We start from the raw sequence: 16555 nt of genomic DNA on the forward strand, positions 1-16555 counted from the left end.
GTGCGGGTGGGGCTGGGCGAGGGACTGGGCTCCACGTCCTCGGCGGTGATCAGGGTGCGGTCCGTCGCGCTGACGCCGGTGCGCTGCGGGCCGTCGACTCCGGCGATGGTGACGGTCAGTTCGGTCGTCACGTCGAGCGGGCCCGTGGGCGCTCCCTCGGCGGCGGCGAGCGTGAAGGCGGCGCCCGCCTTTCCGCCGGGCTCCAGCGTGCCGCCCGCCCGGAGGTTGGTCCGCAGTTCGCCGGTGAGCGTTCCGTCCGTCCCCTTGGTCAGGGGGACTTCGGCGCCCTCGGACATGACGGTCAGCTGGTCCGCCTGGAGGCCGGCCGGTCCCTTGAGGGTGAGGCGGGTGCCGATGCCCGGGTACTGCGGGCCGTCCTCCGGGTCGGTGTAGGAGGCGTCGGCGGGGCGGGGGCCGTCCCCTGCCTCGATCTCCTCGGGGACGGTGAGCGCGGCCGTCGCCTTGCCGGTGACGGCGAAGTCCCAGGCGGTGCCGTCGGCGGTGATGTTGTCGACGTACGTGTTGAGGGTGCCCTTCGTGTCGCCGAGCCTGCCGACGTTGGCGATCACCCCGTACGCGCCCTCGCACTCCGCGATGAAGTGCGACAGCGGGGCGTCCCCGCCCGCCGGGACGCCGGCCACGGCACGCGAGGTCCGCATCACCGAGTCGGCGGTGAAGCGGTACTTCTGCCAGGTGTCCGGCTTCAGCGCCTCGCCCTCGACATCGGTATTGCTGCCGGGCTCGAACGACAGGGTGGTGAATCCGCCGCAGGATGCCGGGAGTTGGAGGTTGGCGCCGATATTGGTGACGCTGGAGCCCTCGGTCGCCGTGTACGCCCAGTACGAGATGCCCGCGTCCAGCAGCGGCTGCATCGGCTCGGGGGTCCATGTCGAGTTGAAGTAGTGGGCGGCCTGGGCCTGTTCGCCCGCGCCGATGGCCAGGCGCAGGCTGCCGTTCAGATGGACCGGGTCGGGCTTCGGGGAGACCTCCTGGATGCCGGGGTCCCGGTCGGGCGTTGTTTCCTGGAGCCGGAACCAGGGGCCCGTCGGGCCGAGGCCCGACGGGTTGACGGTCCGCACCGTGTCCTCCGCGCCCGCGGTGGGGGCGATCCCGCAGGCGAGGAGTGTGAGGGCGGACAGGGCGGCGGTGGTGGTCGCGGTGCGCAGGAGCGTGCGTGACGTCCCGGAGGTGCGCAAGGATCGGGTCATAAGTGTGAGGAAAATATAAACTGTGCGTCAGGGGTGGATTACCCACCGTGACGCGCTCAAGCTCGCTCCAATGCCGCAGCGTTGAGGTACTCCCCGACCGCCCGCAGCTCTCCGGCCGGGACGATCAGTCCGACGTGGTTGTCCGGGCGGATCAGGACCAGGACGTCCTCGCCCGTCGCGATGCCGTACGCCGAACGGGCATGGCCGCCGTCATCGGCCAGGCCGCGCGCGCCACCCGCGTCCATTCTGTACGCGCCGCCCGCGTCCACTCCGTACGCCCGCAGCGCGTCCTCGTACGCCACCGACGCCTTCCGCAGCTCTGGTGCCGTGCCCGCGCCGAAGCCGAGCAGAGTGAAGTGCGGTCCGGAGAAGGCCTCGAACAGCCGGAGAGGGTTTCCGGTGGCCAGGTCGCGGCAGGGTGCGTCAGGGGCGCGGTCGCCTGCGCGCAGCCGGGGCGTGGCGCCGAGGCGGGCCAGTGAGCTCCAGGGGTAGCCGGACCCCGGGCCGTGGGGCAGCGGCGTGTTCGCCGAGTCTAGACCGCCGCCCGGCTTCTTGATCGCTTCCAGCGTGGCCCGCAGCCGCTCCGCGCTGAGATCCAGGACGTCGGCCGCGACGGGCAGCCGCTCCTCCTCGTACGTGTCGAGCAGGGCCGGGTCCGCTCGGCCGGAGGCGACCCGGGCGAGTTTCCAGCCGAGGTTGTACGCGTCCTGGATGCCGGTGTTCATGCCCAGTCCGCCCGCGATCGAGTGCACGTGCGCGGCGTCGCCCGCCAGGAACGCCCGGCCCACCCGGTAGCGGTCCACCATGCGCTCGTTGACCCGGTAGGTGGAGAGCAGTGTGGCCCGGGACAGGAGGGTGCCCGGCAGTCCCGTGTGCTTGGCGAACAGCCGCTGGAAGCTGTCCAGTGACGGGGGTACGGGAGTACCGGAGGCGTCGGTCTCCGGACTGGCCTGGAACCACCAGCCCGACCGGGTGCCGGGGATCGGGCAGAGCATCACGGCGCCGTCCTCGTCGAACCACTGGTGCCAGACTCCGCGGTCCGGTCCCTCGGCCTCGACGTCGCCGCAGACCATCATCTGTGTCTCGTCCGTTTTTCCCTCGAACGGGATGCCGAGCAGTTTGCGCACCGCGCTGTGGCCGCCGTCGCAGCCGACGACGTACCGCGCCTCGATCTCGCGGCCGTCGGCCAGGGTGGCTGTCGCGGAGGTGTCGCCCTGGGCCAGCCCCACCAGTTCGGCGCCGAGCCCGACCCGTACGCCGTACGTCGCGAGCCGGTCCCGCAGGACCTCCTCCAGCCGCCACTGGGCGACCGTCCGGGGCAGGGCGTACGGGGAGTCGGGTGTCGGGTGCACGTCCGCGAAGGGGGCGGCGTCGGAGATCGCCACCCCGCCCCGGTACTTGCGCATCGGCAGTGGCGCGGCCCCGGCGGCCAGGACCTCCTCGACGACTCCGAGGTCTTCCAGGACCTCCAGCGAGCGCGAGTCGGGGCCCTTGGCGCGGGAGCTGCGCGGGAACTGCGGGGCCTTGTCGATGATCGTCACCGCGACGGCCCGCCGGGCGAGATCGATGGCCAGAGTCAGTCCGGTCGGCCCGGAGCCGACGATCAGAACGGTGGTCGTGGATGTGGGCATGCGTACTCCTCGGGTGCGTGTCCGTTGACATCAGGAAAACGCAACCGAGTTAAAAAAGCAACTAGGTAATGGGTGTAGGGGAGGCGGAAGCCTCCGGTGTCTCCGGTGCCGCCGTGGCGGCCTGCTTGGCCGCGGCCAGTCGTGCGGCCTGTGCCTGCGCTCGCGTACGGCGGGACGTCCGCAGCGCATCCCAGGTCAGCAGGATGAGGGCCATCCAGACCAGGCCGAAGCCCGCCCATCGCTCCGGGGGCATCGCCTCGTGGAAGTACAGGATTCCGAGAACGAACTGGAAGACCGGTGCCAGGTACTGCAGCAGGCCCAGCGTGGACAGCGGTACACGGATCGCGGCCGCCCCGAACAGGATCAGCGGGATGGCGGTCACCAGGCCGGTGGCGGCGAGCAGAGCCGTGTGGCCGGCGCCCTCGGAGGTGAAGGTCGACTCGCCCTGCGTGCCCAGCCACACCAGGTAGCCGAGCGCGGGCACGAACAGCACCGCGGTCTCGGCGGTGAGCGACTCCAGGCCGCCCATGTTGACCTTCTTCTTCGCCAGGCCGTACGTCGCGAACGAGAACGCCAGGACCAGCGAGATCCACGGCGGCTGCCCGTAACCGATCGCCAGCACGAGCACCGCGGCGACGCCCGTGCCGACCGCCACCCACTGCGCGGGGCGCAGCCGTTCGCCGAGGAGCAGGACGCCCATGGCGATGGTCACCAGTGGATTGATGAAGTAGCCGAGGGAGGCCTCGACGACGTGCCCGTTGTTGACGGACCAGATGTACAGGCCCCAGTTGACGGTGATCACGGCCGCGGCGACGGTGATCAGCCCCAGCTTCTTCGGCTGCCGGAGCAGCTCGCCGATCCAGGCCCAGCGGCGCAGGATGAGCAGGGCGATGCCGACGACGCCGAGGGACCAGACCATCCGATGGGCGAGGATCTCGACCGAGCCGGACGGCTTCAGCAGCGGCCAGAAGAGCGGGACGGCCCCCCACAGCCCGTAGGCCGTCACGCCGGACAGGAGCCCGGCCCGCTGCTCGTTCTTTCCCTTCACGGGCCCCTCCTGGCAGGTGTCCGTCGACGGCTTCGTCAACCTGACGAAGGTAGCGCCGACGCGGCCCGGTGTCATTGCCGTATCGCCAGACGGTCATGACGCCGGGTGCGGGGGTCCGTGGCGTGCGGTGCGCCCGCGTGCCTACTGGGCCGCGACCGCCGCGGCGACGGTCTCCGCGAGTGGCGTCGTCGGGCGGCCGATCAGCCGGGCCAGGTCGCCGTTGGTGCCGGCCAGGAGCCCGCGCCGGATGCCCTCGTCCACGTCGGTGAGGATCTCCGCGAAGAACTCGGGCACACCGGCGCCGACCAGGATCTCCTGGTGGACGGCGGCCGGGACGTTGTTGTAAACGATCTCCTTGCCGGAGGCCTTGGCGATCTCGGCGGCGTACTCCGCGAGCGACCAGGCGACGTCCCCGCTCAGCTCGTAGGCCTTGCCGAGGTGGCCCTCGCCGGTCAGGACGGCCGCGGCCGCGGCCGCGTAGTCGGCACGCGTGGCGGAGGCGATCCTGCCCTCGCCCGCGTTGGCCACGACGGCGCCGTGGGCCAGGACCGGGGCCAGGTTCACGGTGTAGTTCTCCGTGTACCAGCCGTTGCGCAGGAACGTGTACGGCAGGCCGGAGTCGAGGATCAGCCGCTCGGTCGCCTTGTGCTCGTCGGCCAGCCGGATGTCCGCGTCCGGGCCGCCGAGGATGCCGGTGTAGGCGAGCTGTGCCACGCCCGCCGCCTTCGCGGCGTCGATGACCGCGGCGTGCTGTGCGACGCGGCTGCCGACCTCGCTGCCGGAGATGAGCAGCACCCGGTCACCGGCCCGGAAGGCGCCGGCCAGCGTCTCGGGCCGGTTGTAGTCGGCGATCCGGAGCTCCACGCCGCGTGCGGCGAGGCCGGCGGCCTTCTCCTTGTCGCGGACGACGGAGGCGATGCCGCTCGCGGGGACGGTGGTCAGCAGCTGCTCGACGACGAGTCGGCCGAGCTCTCCGGTGGCTCCGGTGACGACGATGCTCATGGGGTGTTTCTCCTCTTCAGGTACTCATGTTTCTGTTCGTGCGCTCTGGTACTCACCTTAGGGAGTGCACTAACCAAACGAAAGTACCCACTTTGAAGTAAGGTACTGGCATGAGCGTAAGCAACATGGAACGGCGGCCCGGCACACGGCTCGGTGAGTGGCTTGCGGCGGGGGCCGACGTCCGGAAGCCGATGTGCCCCTCGCGACTGGTCCTCGAACACGTCACCAGCCGCTGGGGCGTCCTGGTGCTCGCCGCCCTGCTGGAGCGCTCGTTCCGCTTCAGCGAGCTGCGCCGCGAGGTCGGCGGTGTCAGCGAGAAGATGCTGGCGCAGACCCTCCAGACCCTGGAGCGGGACGGCTTCGTCGACCGGGACGCCAAGCCGGTGATCCCGCCGCGGGTGGACTACTCCCTCACGGACCTGGGCCGGGAGGCCGCCGAGCAGGTGTGGGCCCTGGCGCGCTGGTCGGAACGGAGTCTGGACGCGGTGGACGCGGCGCGCACGGCGTACGACGCGCGCAAGGAGAGCGGGGCGTCCGCCTGAGCCCGGGCGTCCGCCGGTGCCGTTCGTCCGCCTGTACGGGGTGCCCGTCTGTGCGGGGCGTCGCCGAGGTCAGGTCGTCCGCTGACGGCGCCGCTCCTCCAGTGCCCGCAGCTCCCGCGAGACGTCGAACGGCAGGATCGTCACCACCACGTGCGGCAGCCGGGTCAGCGATTTCGCCATCTTCTCGCCCGTTCCCCGGTGCAGCAGCTTGCCGAGCGCGTTGCTGTACGTGCGCCGGGGCACCAGGACCGTCAGCCAGGTCTCCCCGTCCTCGGTGGTCCGGAACGCGAGTTCCTTCATGGCGTGGCGCAGCCGCCGGTCCGGGCACTCCACCAGCTCCAGCGCCACGGACGTGGCGGCCGTCCCCTCCCAACGGGTGGCCAGCCGCCTGGCATGGGCCTCGTCGATCGCGAAGTGCACCGCCCGGATCTCGTCGGGGCGCAGCTCGTGCGCGTACCGCAGCGCCTTCAGCGACGCCAGGTCGAGGGATTCGACGAGGACCATGACCAGATGGCGGCGGAAGGCCGCCCGGTCCGCGCCCGGTGCCTGGATGCCCTGGAGCACCGTGGCCTCGCGCCGGTACTCGCGGTTGATCCGCATGAGCGCCCACACCCCGAGCGGGAAGACGACCACGACGAGCCAGGCACCCTCGGTGAACTTGGTGACGGCGAAGATCAGCACGACGGCGGCCGAGGTGGCCGCGGCGAGGCCGTTGAGCGCGATCTTCCACCTGCGGTACCGCTCCCGGCGCCGAAGGTGGTGGACGGTGAGGCCGGCCCCCGCCATGGTGAACGCGGTGAACACACCGATCGCGTACAGCGCCACCAGCTTGTCGACGCTGGCGCCGGTCGCCAGCAGCAGCGCCAGTGAGACGACGGTCAGCGCGATGATGCCGTTGGAGAACGCGAGGCGGTGCCCGCGCCGCGTCAGCACCCGCGGCAGGAACCGGTCCTCGGCGACGAAACTGGCCAGGTAGGGGAAGCCGGTGAACGGGGTGTTGGCCCCGGCGTAGAGGACCAGCGCGGTCGCCAGCTGCACGAAGACCAGCCCGGCCGTGCCGAGCACCCCGCTACCGAAGGCGAGATGGGCCTCCTGCGCGATGACGGTCGGTGTGCCGTCGGTGTACGGGACGGCGTGGGTGTAGTGCGCCAGCGTGGAGACGCCGAGTACCAGGACGCCGAGGATCACGCTCATGGTGATGAGGGTGCGGCGCGCGTTGCGGCCCTGGGGCTCGCGGAACGCGGAGATGCCGTTGGAGATCGCTTCGAGCCCGGTGAGGGACGAGCCGCCGTTGGCGAACGCCCGCAGCACGATGAAGAGCGAGGCGCCGTAGAGCCAGCCGTCGCCCGGGGAGCCGAGCGGCACGACCCCGGCGGCGTGCAGATCGGCGTGCGGCAGCCCGCCGGTCAGGCCGCGCAGCGCGGCGGCGAGCATGATCAGTCCGACGGCGGCCATGAAGAGATAGGCGGGCAGGGCGAAGAGGCGGCCCGCCTCGCGTACCCCGCGCAGGTTTCCGTACGCGAGGATCACGATCACTGCCACGGAGACCGGGAGCTGGAGATGGTCCAGGCCGGTGAAGCCGCCCCCGGCCAGATGGGCGAGCGAGATGAGGGCGTTCGTACCGGCCGAGACCTGCACGGCGACGGTGACGATGTAGTCGACGAGCAGTGCCACGGCGGCGATCTGCGCGACGTTCGGCCCGAAGTTCTCCCGGGCCACGACGTACGACCCGCCCGCCCGGGTGTAGATCGTCACCACATCGCTGTAACAGAGTGTCAGCAGCAGCAGGACCAGCAGGATCGCGAACGTGACCGGCATGAGCAGAGTGAACGCCGCGGCCCCCACGACGGGCACCAGGACCCGGAGCATCTCCTCGGAGCCGTACGCGGACGAGCTGATGCAGTCCGAGGCGAGCACCCCGAGCGCTGTCCGGTTGCCCAGCTTCTCGTCGCTGATGTGCTCGGTGGTCAGCGGCTTGCCGAGCAACTGCCGTTTGATGCGGTACGCCGGGCGGTCCAGGGCCATGACCCCATGGTGCGCGGCGGCCGGGCAGGGCCTGCCCCGCAATCGCCGGATGTCTCGGAAGACAGCCCGTTCGGGGCTCACGACAGGTGGAGGCGCCCCCGGGATCCGCTTCCGGGGGCGCCTTCGGTCCTTGGTGCAGCCCTTGGGCCGTGTCCGCGATGTCTCGTCCGGCCCGCCAGGCGGACGACGATACTTCGCGGACGCTCCCTAGCCGGCCACGGTCCAGTTGTCGTTGCCCGCGAGCAGGGCGCCCAGGTCGCCCTTGCCCTGCTGTTCGACGGCTGTGTCGAGCTGGTCGGCCATAAGGGTGTCGTAGACCGGCCGTTCGACGTCGCGCAGCACTCCGATCGGGGTGTGGTGCAGGGTGTCCGGATCGGCCAGCCGGGACAGCGCGAACGCCGTGGTCGGGCTGGGGGCGTGCGCGTCGTGGACGAGGATCTGCGAGCGGTTCTCCTCGGTGACGGCGACCACCTGCAGATCACCCGTCAGCGAGTCCCGTACGACGCCCTTGGAGTCGTCCGTGCCGAAGAGGATCGGCCGGCCGTGCTCCAGCCGGATCACGGCCTCCTGGGCCCGGTCCTTGTCCTTCATGACCTCGAACGCGCCGTCGTTGAAGATGTTGCAGTTCTGGTAGATCTCCACCAGCGCCGTACCGGGGTGGTCGGCGGCCGCGCGCAGCACGCTCGTGAGGTGCTTGCGGTCGGAGTCGACGGTACGGGCGACGAACGAGGCCTCCGCGCCGATGGCCAGGGACACCGGGTTGAAGGGGGCGTCGAGCGAACCCATCGGCGTCGACTTGGTGATCTTGCCGACCTCGGAGGTGGGGGAGTACTGCCCCTTGGTGAGCCCGTAGATCCGGTTGTTGAACAGCAGGATCTTCAGGTTCACGTTGCGGCGCAGGGCGTGGATGAGGTGGTTGCCGCCGATGGACAGCGCGTCGCCGTCCCCCGTGACCACCCAGACGCTCAGGTCCCGTCTGGAGGACGCGAGTCCGGTGGCGATCGCCGGGGCGCGGCCGTGGATCGAGTGCATCCCGTACGTGTTCATGTAGTACGGGAAACGGGAGGAGCAGCCGATGCCGGAGACGAAGACGATGTTCTCCTTCGCCAGCCCGAGGTCGGGCATGAAGCCCTGCACGGCGGCGAGGACCGCGTAGTCACCGCAGCCGGGGCACCAGCGCACTTCCTGGTCGGACTTGAAGTCCTTCATGGACTGCTTGGCCTCGGCCTTCGGCACCAGCTGGAGCAGTTCGTTGGTCTCAGCCATCGATGGCCTCCTGAAGGGCCGTCGCAAGCTGCTCGGCCTTGAACGGCATGCCGTTGACCTGGGTGTAACTGTGCGCGTCCACCAGGTACTTGGCCCGGATGAGCATGGCCAGCTGCCCGAGGTTCATCTCGGGGACGACCACCTTGTCGTAACGCTTCAGCACCTCGCCGAGATTCCGCGGGAACGGATTGAGGTGGCGCAGATGGGCCTGCGCGATCGGCTGCCCCGCGGCGCGCAGCCGGCGGACGGCGGCGGTGATGGGGCCGTACGTCGATCCCCAGCCGAGCACCAGGGTCTTCGCCCCCGCCGGGTCGTCGGCCTCCAGGTCCGGGACCTCGATGCCGTCCACCTTGGCCTGGCGGGTGCGGACCATGAAGTCGTGGTTGGCGGGGTCGTACGAGATGTTCCCGGTGCCGTCCTGCTTCTCGATGCCGCCGATGCGGTGTTCGAGACCGGGCGTGCCCGGAACGGCCCAGGGGCGGGCCAGGGTCTGCGGGTCGCGCTTGTAGGGCCAGAACACCTCGGTGCCGTCGGCCAGCTCGTGGTTCGGGCCCTGGGTGAACTGGACGCGCAGGTCGGGGAGTTCGTCGACCTCCGGGATGCGCCACGGCTCGGAGCCGTTGGCCAGGTAGCCGTCGGAGAGCAGGAAGACCGGGGTGCGGTAGGTCAGGGCGATCCGGGCGGCGTCGAGTGCCGCGTCGAAGCAGTCCGCCGGGGTCTTCGGGGCCACGATCGGCACCGGGGCCTCGCCGTTGCGCCCGTACATCGCCTGGAGGAGGTCGGCCTGCTCGGTCTTGGTGGGCAGGCCGGTGGACGGGCCGCCGCGCTGGATGTCGATGATGAGCAGGGGCAGTTCGAGGGAGACGGCCAGGCCGATCGTCTCGGACTTGAGGGCCACGCCCGGGCCGGAGGTGGTCGTGACCGCGAGGCTGCCGCCGAAGGCCGCGCCGAGCGCGGCGCCGATGCCGGCGATCTCGTCCTCGGCCTGGAAGGTGCGTACGCCGAAGTTCTTGTGCCGGGACAGTTCGTGCAGGATGTCCGAGGCCGGGGTGATCGGGTACGAGCCCAGGTACAGCGGCAGGTCCGCCTGCCGGCCCGCGGCGATCAGGCCGTAGGACAGCGCCAGGTTCCCCGAGATGTTGCGGTACGTGCCGGTGGGGAAGGCATGGGTCGCGGGAGCCACCTCGTAGCTGACCGCGAAGTCCTCCGTGGTCTCCCCGAAGTTCCACCCGGCCCGGAACGCCGCCACGTTCGCCTCGGCGATCTGCGGCTTCTTGGCGAACTTGGCCCGCAGGAACTTCTCCGTGTTCTCGGTGGGCCGGTGGTACATCCACGACAGCAGGCCCAGCGCGAACATGTTCTTGGAGCGCTCGGCCTCCTTGCGGGAGAGCCCGAACTCCTTCAGTGCCTCGATGGTGAGCGTGGTCAGCGGCACTGGATGGACTTGGTACGCCTCCAGCGAGCCGTCCTCCAGCGGACTGGTCTCGTAACCCACCTTCGCCATCGGCCGCTTGGTGAACTCGTCGGTGTTGACGATGATGTCGGCACCACGCGGAACGTCGGCGATATTGGCCTTGAGCGCCGCCGGGTTCATCGCGACCAGCACGTTCGGGGCGTCGCCCGGGGTCAGGATGTCGTGGTCGGCGAAGTGGAGCTGGAACGAGGACACACCCGGCAGGGTTCCTGCGGGGGCACGGATCTCGGCGGGGAAGTTCGGCAGCGTGGAGAGGTCGTTCCCGAAGGAAGCGGTCTCCGAGGTGAACCGGTCACCCGTGAGCTGCATGCCGTCTCCGGAGTCACCCGCGAAGCGGATGATCACCCGGTCCAGGCGGCGGATCTCTTTCTCGCCGTTGCCTGCTGTTGCGGACTGGGGGGCACGCTGTCCCCCTACGAGTGCCTCACTGGCCTCATCGGCCTGTTCGGCTGGGCTACTGACCTGGCTGGTCACTTACTGGACCTCCCTCGGCGCGGCGGCTCGGAACCATCCGGCCCGCCGGCGGTCCCCAGCCCCACCCTACGTCTGTAAGGGTCGCCTTCCTCTGGCCGATCACATGGTGGACGGCGTTTTGAGACGCTTTTCGGTGCTGTTCCGTCATGATTCATCAGCCGCGCGGTTCCTCGTCGGACCTTTGGTGGAGTCAGCGTGGAGCGAGTCGCGGGTTGCCTGGTCGGAGCGGTGCGGGGAGTGCCTCCAAAGATATCTGACAGGATGTCAGATATCGCGGTGCGGCATCAGGAGTTCAGGAGTTCGGGCGGGGTCCGGGGGTTCGGTCGGTTCGGGAAACCGGGGGTTCGGACGGTTCTGGAGTCCGGACAGTTCTGGAGTCCGGACGGTTCGGGGGTTCGGACGGTTCGGGAGCTCAGGAGCTTGGGCGCTCAGGAGTTCAGATAGGTCAGCACGGCCAGGACGCGCCGGTGGTCACCGTCGCTGGGGGACAGCCCCAGCTTCAGGAAGATGTTGCTGACGTGCTTCTCCACCGCGCCGTCGCTCACCACGAGCTGCCTGGCCACCGCCGAGTTCGTCCGCCCCTCCGCCATCAGGCCGAGCACCTCGCGCTCACGCGGCGTCAGCCCGGCCAGCACGTCCTGCTTGCGGCTCCGGCCCAGCAGCTGCGCCACCACCTCCGGGTCCAGCGCCGTGCCGCCCTGAGCCACCCGGACCACCGCGTCCACGAACTCGCGGACCTCGGCGACCCGGTCCTTCAGCAGATACCCCACACCCCGGCTGGACCCGGCCAGCAACTCGGTGGCGTACTGCTCCTCGACGTACTGCGACAGGACCAGCACACCGATCCCCGGATACTCCTTGCGCAGCCGCACCGCGGCCCGCACGCCCTCGTCGGTGTGCGTCGGCGGCATCCGTACGTCGGCGACCACCACATCGGGCAGTGCGTCCTGCCCGGCGAGGTCGCCCACCGTCTTGATCAGCGCCTCCGCGTCACCGACGCCCGCCACGACGTCATGCCCGAGATCGGTCAGCAGCCGGGTGAGTCCTTCCCGGAGCAGTACCGAATCCTCGGCGATGACTACACGCACCCTGTCCTCCACCACGACGCTGAATCCCCCACTGTTCGGTTGTCCGCTTGTTCACAGGTCTACGGGTCCGCTGGTCCGCTGGTCCGCTGTCCTGTCTGTACGCCGTCCAGCATCCCAGTACCGGCAGTGACGCCGCGAGCCTTCGCGGAGTTGCGTCGTGGCGGGCCGGGTTCGGGCCGAGTGAGGGTCGGTCCTGGGCGGTCCTTGCGGTTGGAAACGGCCGGTCGCCGGGCGGCCCGGTGTACGGGTCCGCCCGGCGACCGGGTACGGAAGGGAGCCGGCGGCTCAGCCGCGCCAGGGCAGCTCGGCCGTGACCTTCGTCGGGCCGCCCGCCGGGGACTCGACGACGAGGATCCCGTCCACCGCGTCCAGCCGCTCGGTCAGACCGGCCAGGCCGCTGCCCGCCGTGAGGTCGGCGCCGCCGCGTCCGTTGTCGGTGACCTGGAGCATCAGCCGGTCGGCCGACCGCCACACGTCGACGGAGGCACGGGTGGCGCGGGCGTGCTTGCTGACGTTCTGCAGCAGCTCGGAGACGGTGAAGTAGGCGATGCCTTCTATGGCCTGCGCGGGGCGGGACGCCAGGTCGACCTCGACGGTCACGGGGACGGTGCAGCGGGAGGCGATGGCGGAGAGCGCGGCGTCGAGGCCGCGGTCGGTGAGGACGGCGGGGTGGATGCCGCGGGCGAGGTCGCGGAGTTCCTGGAGGGCGACCTTGACCTCGCCGTGTGCCTCGTCGACCATCTTGGCCGCGGCCTCCGGGTCGTCGGTCAGCTTCTCCTTCGCCAGCCCCAGGTCCATGGCGAGGGCGACGAGCCGGGCCTGGGCCCCGTCGTGGAGGTCACGCTCGATGCGGCGGAGGTCGGCGGCGGCCGTGTCCACGACCACACCGCGGTCCGACTCCAGCTCCGTGACCCGCGTCGCCAGCCGCGACGGGCCCAGCAGTCCGGACACCATCAGCCGGTCCACCGCGGCCAGACCGCGGATGACCCACGCCGTGGCCATGACGACCACCAGGCCGACGGCACTGGTCAGCGCGAGTTCGAACGGCGAGTCGAGGTAGACGTTGTGCGTGCTGTCGCCGTACAGCTGTACCCCGTCGATGCCCGCGTAGGCGGGGAAGACCCAGGCGTACACCGGGTACGTCAGGGCCGCCCAGCCCCACGTCCACAGGCTCAGCGAGACGCAGAAGGCGAAGACCGCCCACGGGAAGTGCAGCAGCGTGTAGAGCAGGTGCCGCCAGGACACCCCGCTCTTCAGGACCGCCCCGACCCAGGACATCAGACCGCCGGTCCGGCCCCGCACCGGGGCGGGCTCGGCCACGTCCAGCTTGAGCAGGGCACGGGCCCGGGCCCGCTCCAGCACGCCGAGGCCGCGGCACGCGGCCAGGCCGGCGGCCAGGAGCGGGATTCCCAGGAAGGTGATGAGCAGCCCGGCGCTCAGCGAGGCCATGGTGATCGCGAAGCAGAACAGCACGGTGCTGATCGGGAAGCTCAGCATGAGATAGACGAACTCACGCCAGGTCCTGGCCTCGACAGGGGCCCGCAGAGCGGCCGGCAGGAAGCGCTTCGCCGCGAGGCGGTTCTCCATACCGCCACCCGACCGCTGGGGGTCCCGCGTGTCCGGTCCGTATGCCGTGGCCATGGGGTTCCGTCCGTTTCTTCTGTGTCCGCTGTGTCCGCTGTGTCCGCTGCGTGTGCTGCGTGGGCTGCTTCTGCGTCTGCGTGGGCTGCACCGCGTGCCGTTTGTGTACTGCGTGCGTCTACTGAGAAGAGTGCTCGCCCGTACGCCTGCGCACCATGAGGGCGGTCTCCCTCTTCGACCGGGGGTTTTCCCCACCCCGGCCCGCGGGCTTTCGCCCGTCACCGGCAGGGGGCACCCGGCCGGGGTCAGGCGGTACGGGCTCCGGCCGCGCTCTTCTCGCTCTCGCGATCGCGCCAGGGCAGTTCGGCGGTGACGGTCGTCGGTCCGCCGGCCGGGGAGTCGAGGACGAACAGCCCGTCGACCGCATCCAGCCGCTCGGCGAGTCCCGACATCCCCGTACCGCCGTCCATCGAGGCTCCGCCCCGTCCGTTGTCGGTGACCTGGAGCATCAGCCGGTCGGCCGACCGCCACACGTCGACGGAGGCGCGGGTGGCGCGGGCGTGCTTGCTGACGTTCTGCAGCAGCTCGGACACGGTGAAGTAGGCGATGCCTTCTATGGCCTGCGCGGGGCGGGACGCCAGGTCGACCTCGACGGTCACGGGGACGGTGCAGCGGGAGGCGATGGCGGAGAGTGCGGCGTCGAGGCCGCGGTCGGTGAGGACGGCGGGGTGGATGCCGCGGGCGAGGTCGCGGAGTTCCTGGAGGGCGACCTTGACCTCGCCGTGTGCCTCGTCGACCATCTTGGCCGCGGCCTCCGGGTCGTCGGTCAGCTTCTCCTTCGCCAGCCCCAGGTCCATGGCGAGGGCGACGAGCCGGGCCTGGGCCCCGTCGTGGAGGTCACGCTCGATGCGGCGGAGGTCGGCGGCGGCCGTGTCCACGACCACACCGCGGTCCGACTCCAGCTCGGCGATCCGGCGTTCCAGTTCGTCGGAGGGAGAGAGCAGCCCGCGCACCATTCCTCGGTCGGCGTTGGTCAGGAACCGAGCGATATAGGGGAGTACCGGCCACAGGACGAAAAGGCCAACGAGTGTCACAGCGAAGGTGACCACGCCCCACGGCAGCCGTATGAACGAGTACAGCACCGAGCGCCAGCCGACCGGATCCTTCAGGCTCGACCACAGCCAGGCGAAGAACCCGTCCTCCCGGCGGACCCGGGCCATCGGGCTCGGCTCCTCGATCCGTACGCCGAGCAGCCCCCGCGCCCGGCCCCGCTCGGCCCGCCCCAGCAGTCGGGCGCCCTGGAGCCCCAGCGCCAGCAACGGCAGACCGATCACCGTGACCGCCAGCCCCACACCGATGGAGACCATCAGCACGGTGTAGACGAATCCGGCGATCGCCATCGGCAGATTGGAGAGGAGATGCGCGATCTCCTTCCACGTCCACCGGTCGAAGGCGAAGCGGACGGGAGGTGGCCCGTCGTGGTCGGGCACCTGGGGGCTCATGGTCATACGACCAGCCTGCCGGGCCCGGCCCCCGGACGCCATGGGGCTCGTGGGTGGGGGCGAAGTAGGGATATCCCTACCAGTTGCCCGACGCAACTGCTTACCGTCCCTTTACAGGGCCTAGACTCCCGTGCGTACAGATCGGCGAACAGGTTCTGAGGGAGCGAGGGGGCGGATGTGACGGACGTGACGGGCCTGCCGGACGTGACGGACCTGACAGCTCTGCCCGACGTGACGGCTCTGCCGGATGTGACGGACCTGACGGCTCTGCCGGACGTGACGAGTCCGTCCGGATCGGCCGTTCTCGCGTCGGACTACTTCCACAGCTACTCGGTGGTCGGGCTGATCGCGGTGATCGGCGTGCTGTTCGTCGCCGTCGCCTTCGGAGCCGGCCGGCTGCTGCGTCCCGTGGTGCCGACGCCGGAGAAGCTCCTCACGTACGAATGCGGCGTGGACCCCGTGGGGGAGGGCTGGGCACACACCCAGGTCCGCTACTACGTCTACGCCTTCCTGTACGTGATCTTCGCCGTCGACTCGATCTTCCTGTTCCCTTGGGCAACCGTCTTCGCCGCGCCCGGATACGGCGCGACGACGCTGGTGGAAATGTTCATCTTCCTCGGTTTCCTGGCCGTGGGACTGCTCTATGCATGGAAGAAGGGCGTCCTCGAATGGACGTGACGAGCCCGTCGTCCTCCGATTCGGGTGCCGAAGTCGCCCCCGTACCCACGTTCCTCCCGGAACCGAAGCGCCTGGGGGTGCTCTCCCGGCTGGCGCCCGAGCCGATGAAGGTGGTCCTCAACTGGGGCCGCCGCTACAGCCTCTGGGTCTTCAACTTCGGACTCGCCTGCTGCGCCATCGAGTTCATCGCAGCCTCCATGGCCCGCCACGACTTCATCCGGCTCGGTGTGATCCCCTTCGCCCCGGGGCCCCGCCAGGCCGACCTCATGATCGTCTCGGGCACGGTGACGGACAAGATGGCGCCCGCGGTGAAGCGGCTGTACGAGCAGATGCCCGAGCCCAAGTACGTCATCTCCTTCGGCGCCTGCTCCAACTGCGGTGGCCCGTACTGGGACTCGTACTCCGTGACGAAGGGCGTCGACCAGATCATTCCGGTCGACGTCTACGTACCCGGCTGCCCGCCCCGGCCGGAGGCCCTGCTCCAGGGCATTCTCAAGCTTCAGGAGAAGATCGCGCGCGAGTCGCTCGGTGAGCGCTACGCGACGGGCGCCGGCAGCCGCCCCTCCACCGCCGCGCTCCGCAGCGGCCTGGTCGCCGCACCGCCGACGCCGGGCACGTCCGACTCGGCGGACTCGTCCGACTCGACGGATTCGGCGGATTCGTCCGGGGAGGAGGGGAAGTGACCGCCGCCGAAAGCTACGGCCGGCTCCCGGACGCCGTCACCGAGATCTTCGGCGAGGACGCCACGGCGGAGCAGGCGCACGAACTGCTGACCGTCGACGTGCCGCCCGCGTCCTGGACCACCGCCCTCGAAACGGCGCGCGACCGGCTCGGCTGCACCTACTTCGACTGGCTGAGCGCCGTGGACGAACCGGGCACCGGCTTCCGGGTCTGCGCCCATGTCGCCGCGCTGCCGGACGCGGGCGGCGGCAACGTCCGTCGACTGCTGGTCCGTACGACGGTTCCGCACGAGGCGGCCGTGCTGCCCACCGCGATCGGTGTGTACGCCGGCGCCGACTGGCACGAGCGCGAGACC

General features: G+C 70.3%; 14 protein-coding genes. 4 read left to right on the top strand and 10 right to left on the bottom strand.

Translation table 11 applies throughout. The features are described from left to right. The 4 genes from JGS39_RS27975 to JGS39_RS27990 form a co-directional block, all read right to left on the bottom strand. On the bottom strand, window positions 1-1208 hold a 1208-nt coding region (locus JGS39_RS27975; protein WP_219572380.1), incomplete at its 3' end, for a hypothetical protein. 56 nt (window positions 1209-1264) lie between these two features. Further along, window positions 1265-2839: an FAD-dependent monooxygenase gene (locus JGS39_RS27980; protein WP_219572381.1), complete on the bottom strand. Its 1575-nt coding sequence runs from the start codon at window positions 2837-2839 to the stop codon at window positions 1265-1267. A gap of 61 nt (window positions 2840-2900) precedes the next feature. Continuing rightward, complete coding sequence (rarD, locus tag JGS39_RS27985) at window positions 2901-3887, bottom strand: EamA family transporter RarD (protein WP_219572382.1); 987 nt, start codon at window positions 3885-3887, stop codon at window positions 2901-2903. Window positions 3888-4028: 141 nt separating this feature from the next. Further along, window positions 4029-4889, bottom strand: coding sequence for an SDR family oxidoreductase (locus JGS39_RS27990; protein ID WP_219572383.1), 861 nt, complete (start codon window positions 4887-4889; stop codon window positions 4029-4031). Window positions 4890-5014: 125 nt separating this feature from the next. Between JGS39_RS27990 and JGS39_RS27995 the strand changes: the two genes are divergently transcribed. After that, window positions 5015-5431, top strand: a complete 417-nt coding sequence (locus tag JGS39_RS27995) for a winged helix-turn-helix transcriptional regulator (RefSeq protein WP_236064037.1) — start codon at window positions 5015-5017, stop codon at window positions 5429-5431. Window positions 5432-5500: 69 nt separating this feature from the next. Here JGS39_RS27995 and JGS39_RS28000 read toward each other — a convergent pair whose 3' ends face one another. The 6 genes from JGS39_RS28000 to JGS39_RS28025 form a co-directional block, all read right to left on the bottom strand. After that, window positions 5501-7456 carry an APC family permease gene (locus JGS39_RS28000; protein ID WP_219572385.1) on the bottom strand — a complete coding sequence of 652 codons (1956 nt, stop codon included), beginning with the start codon at window positions 7454-7456 and terminating at the stop codon, window positions 5501-5503. A gap of 207 nt (window positions 7457-7663) precedes the next feature. After that, window positions 7664-8722 (bottom strand): 2-oxoacid:ferredoxin oxidoreductase subunit beta, encoded by a 1059-nt coding sequence (locus tag JGS39_RS28005; RefSeq protein WP_219572386.1) that lies wholly within the window; start codon window positions 8720-8722, stop codon window positions 7664-7666. Then, a complete protein-coding gene (locus tag JGS39_RS28010; protein ID WP_219572387.1) occupies window positions 8715-10670 on the bottom strand; it encodes a 2-oxoacid:acceptor oxidoreductase subunit alpha in 1956 nt (651 codons plus the stop codon). The genes JGS39_RS28005 and JGS39_RS28010 overlap by 8 nt, the downstream gene beginning before the upstream one ends. A 428-nt stretch (window positions 10671-11098) precedes the next feature. Beyond that, window positions 11099-11758, bottom strand: a complete 660-nt coding sequence (locus JGS39_RS28015) for a response regulator transcription factor (RefSeq protein WP_148022109.1) — start codon at window positions 11756-11758, stop codon at window positions 11099-11101. Window positions 11759-12043: 285 nt separating this feature from the next. Further along, complete coding sequence (locus JGS39_RS28020; protein ID WP_219572388.1) at window positions 12044-13399, bottom strand: sensor histidine kinase; 1356 nt, start codon at window positions 13397-13399, stop codon at window positions 12044-12046. 245 nt (window positions 13400-13644) lie between these two features. Then, window positions 13645-14847: a sensor histidine kinase gene (locus JGS39_RS28025; protein WP_219572389.1), complete on the bottom strand. Its 1203-nt coding sequence runs from the start codon at window positions 14845-14847 to the stop codon at window positions 13645-13647. Window positions 14848-15099: 252 nt separating this feature from the next. Here JGS39_RS28025 and JGS39_RS28030 point away from each other — a divergent pair, with 252 nt between their 5' ends. The 3 genes from JGS39_RS28030 to JGS39_RS28040 all read left to right on the top strand — a co-directional run. Continuing rightward, complete coding sequence (locus tag JGS39_RS28030) at window positions 15100-15519, top strand: NADH-quinone oxidoreductase subunit A (RefSeq protein ID WP_371604792.1); 420 nt, start codon at window positions 15100-15102, stop codon at window positions 15517-15519. Then, window positions 15510-16202 carry an NADH-quinone oxidoreductase subunit B gene (locus JGS39_RS28035; protein WP_219572390.1) on the top strand — a complete coding sequence of 231 codons (693 nt, stop codon included), beginning with the start codon at window positions 15510-15512 and terminating at the stop codon, window positions 16200-16202. Before JGS39_RS28030 ends, JGS39_RS28035 begins: the two co-directional genes overlap by 10 nt. Beyond that, on the top strand, window positions 16199-16555 hold a 357-nt coding region (locus tag JGS39_RS28040; RefSeq protein WP_219572391.1), incomplete at its 3' end, for an NADH-quinone oxidoreductase subunit C. The genes JGS39_RS28035 and JGS39_RS28040, both read left to right, overlap by 4 nt.

Origin of the sequence: Streptomyces poriferorum (assembly GCF_019399235.1) — a bacterium.
In the GTDB taxonomy this organism is placed as follows: Bacteria; Actinomycetota; Actinomycetes; order Streptomycetales; family Streptomycetaceae; genus Streptomyces; species Streptomyces poriferorum.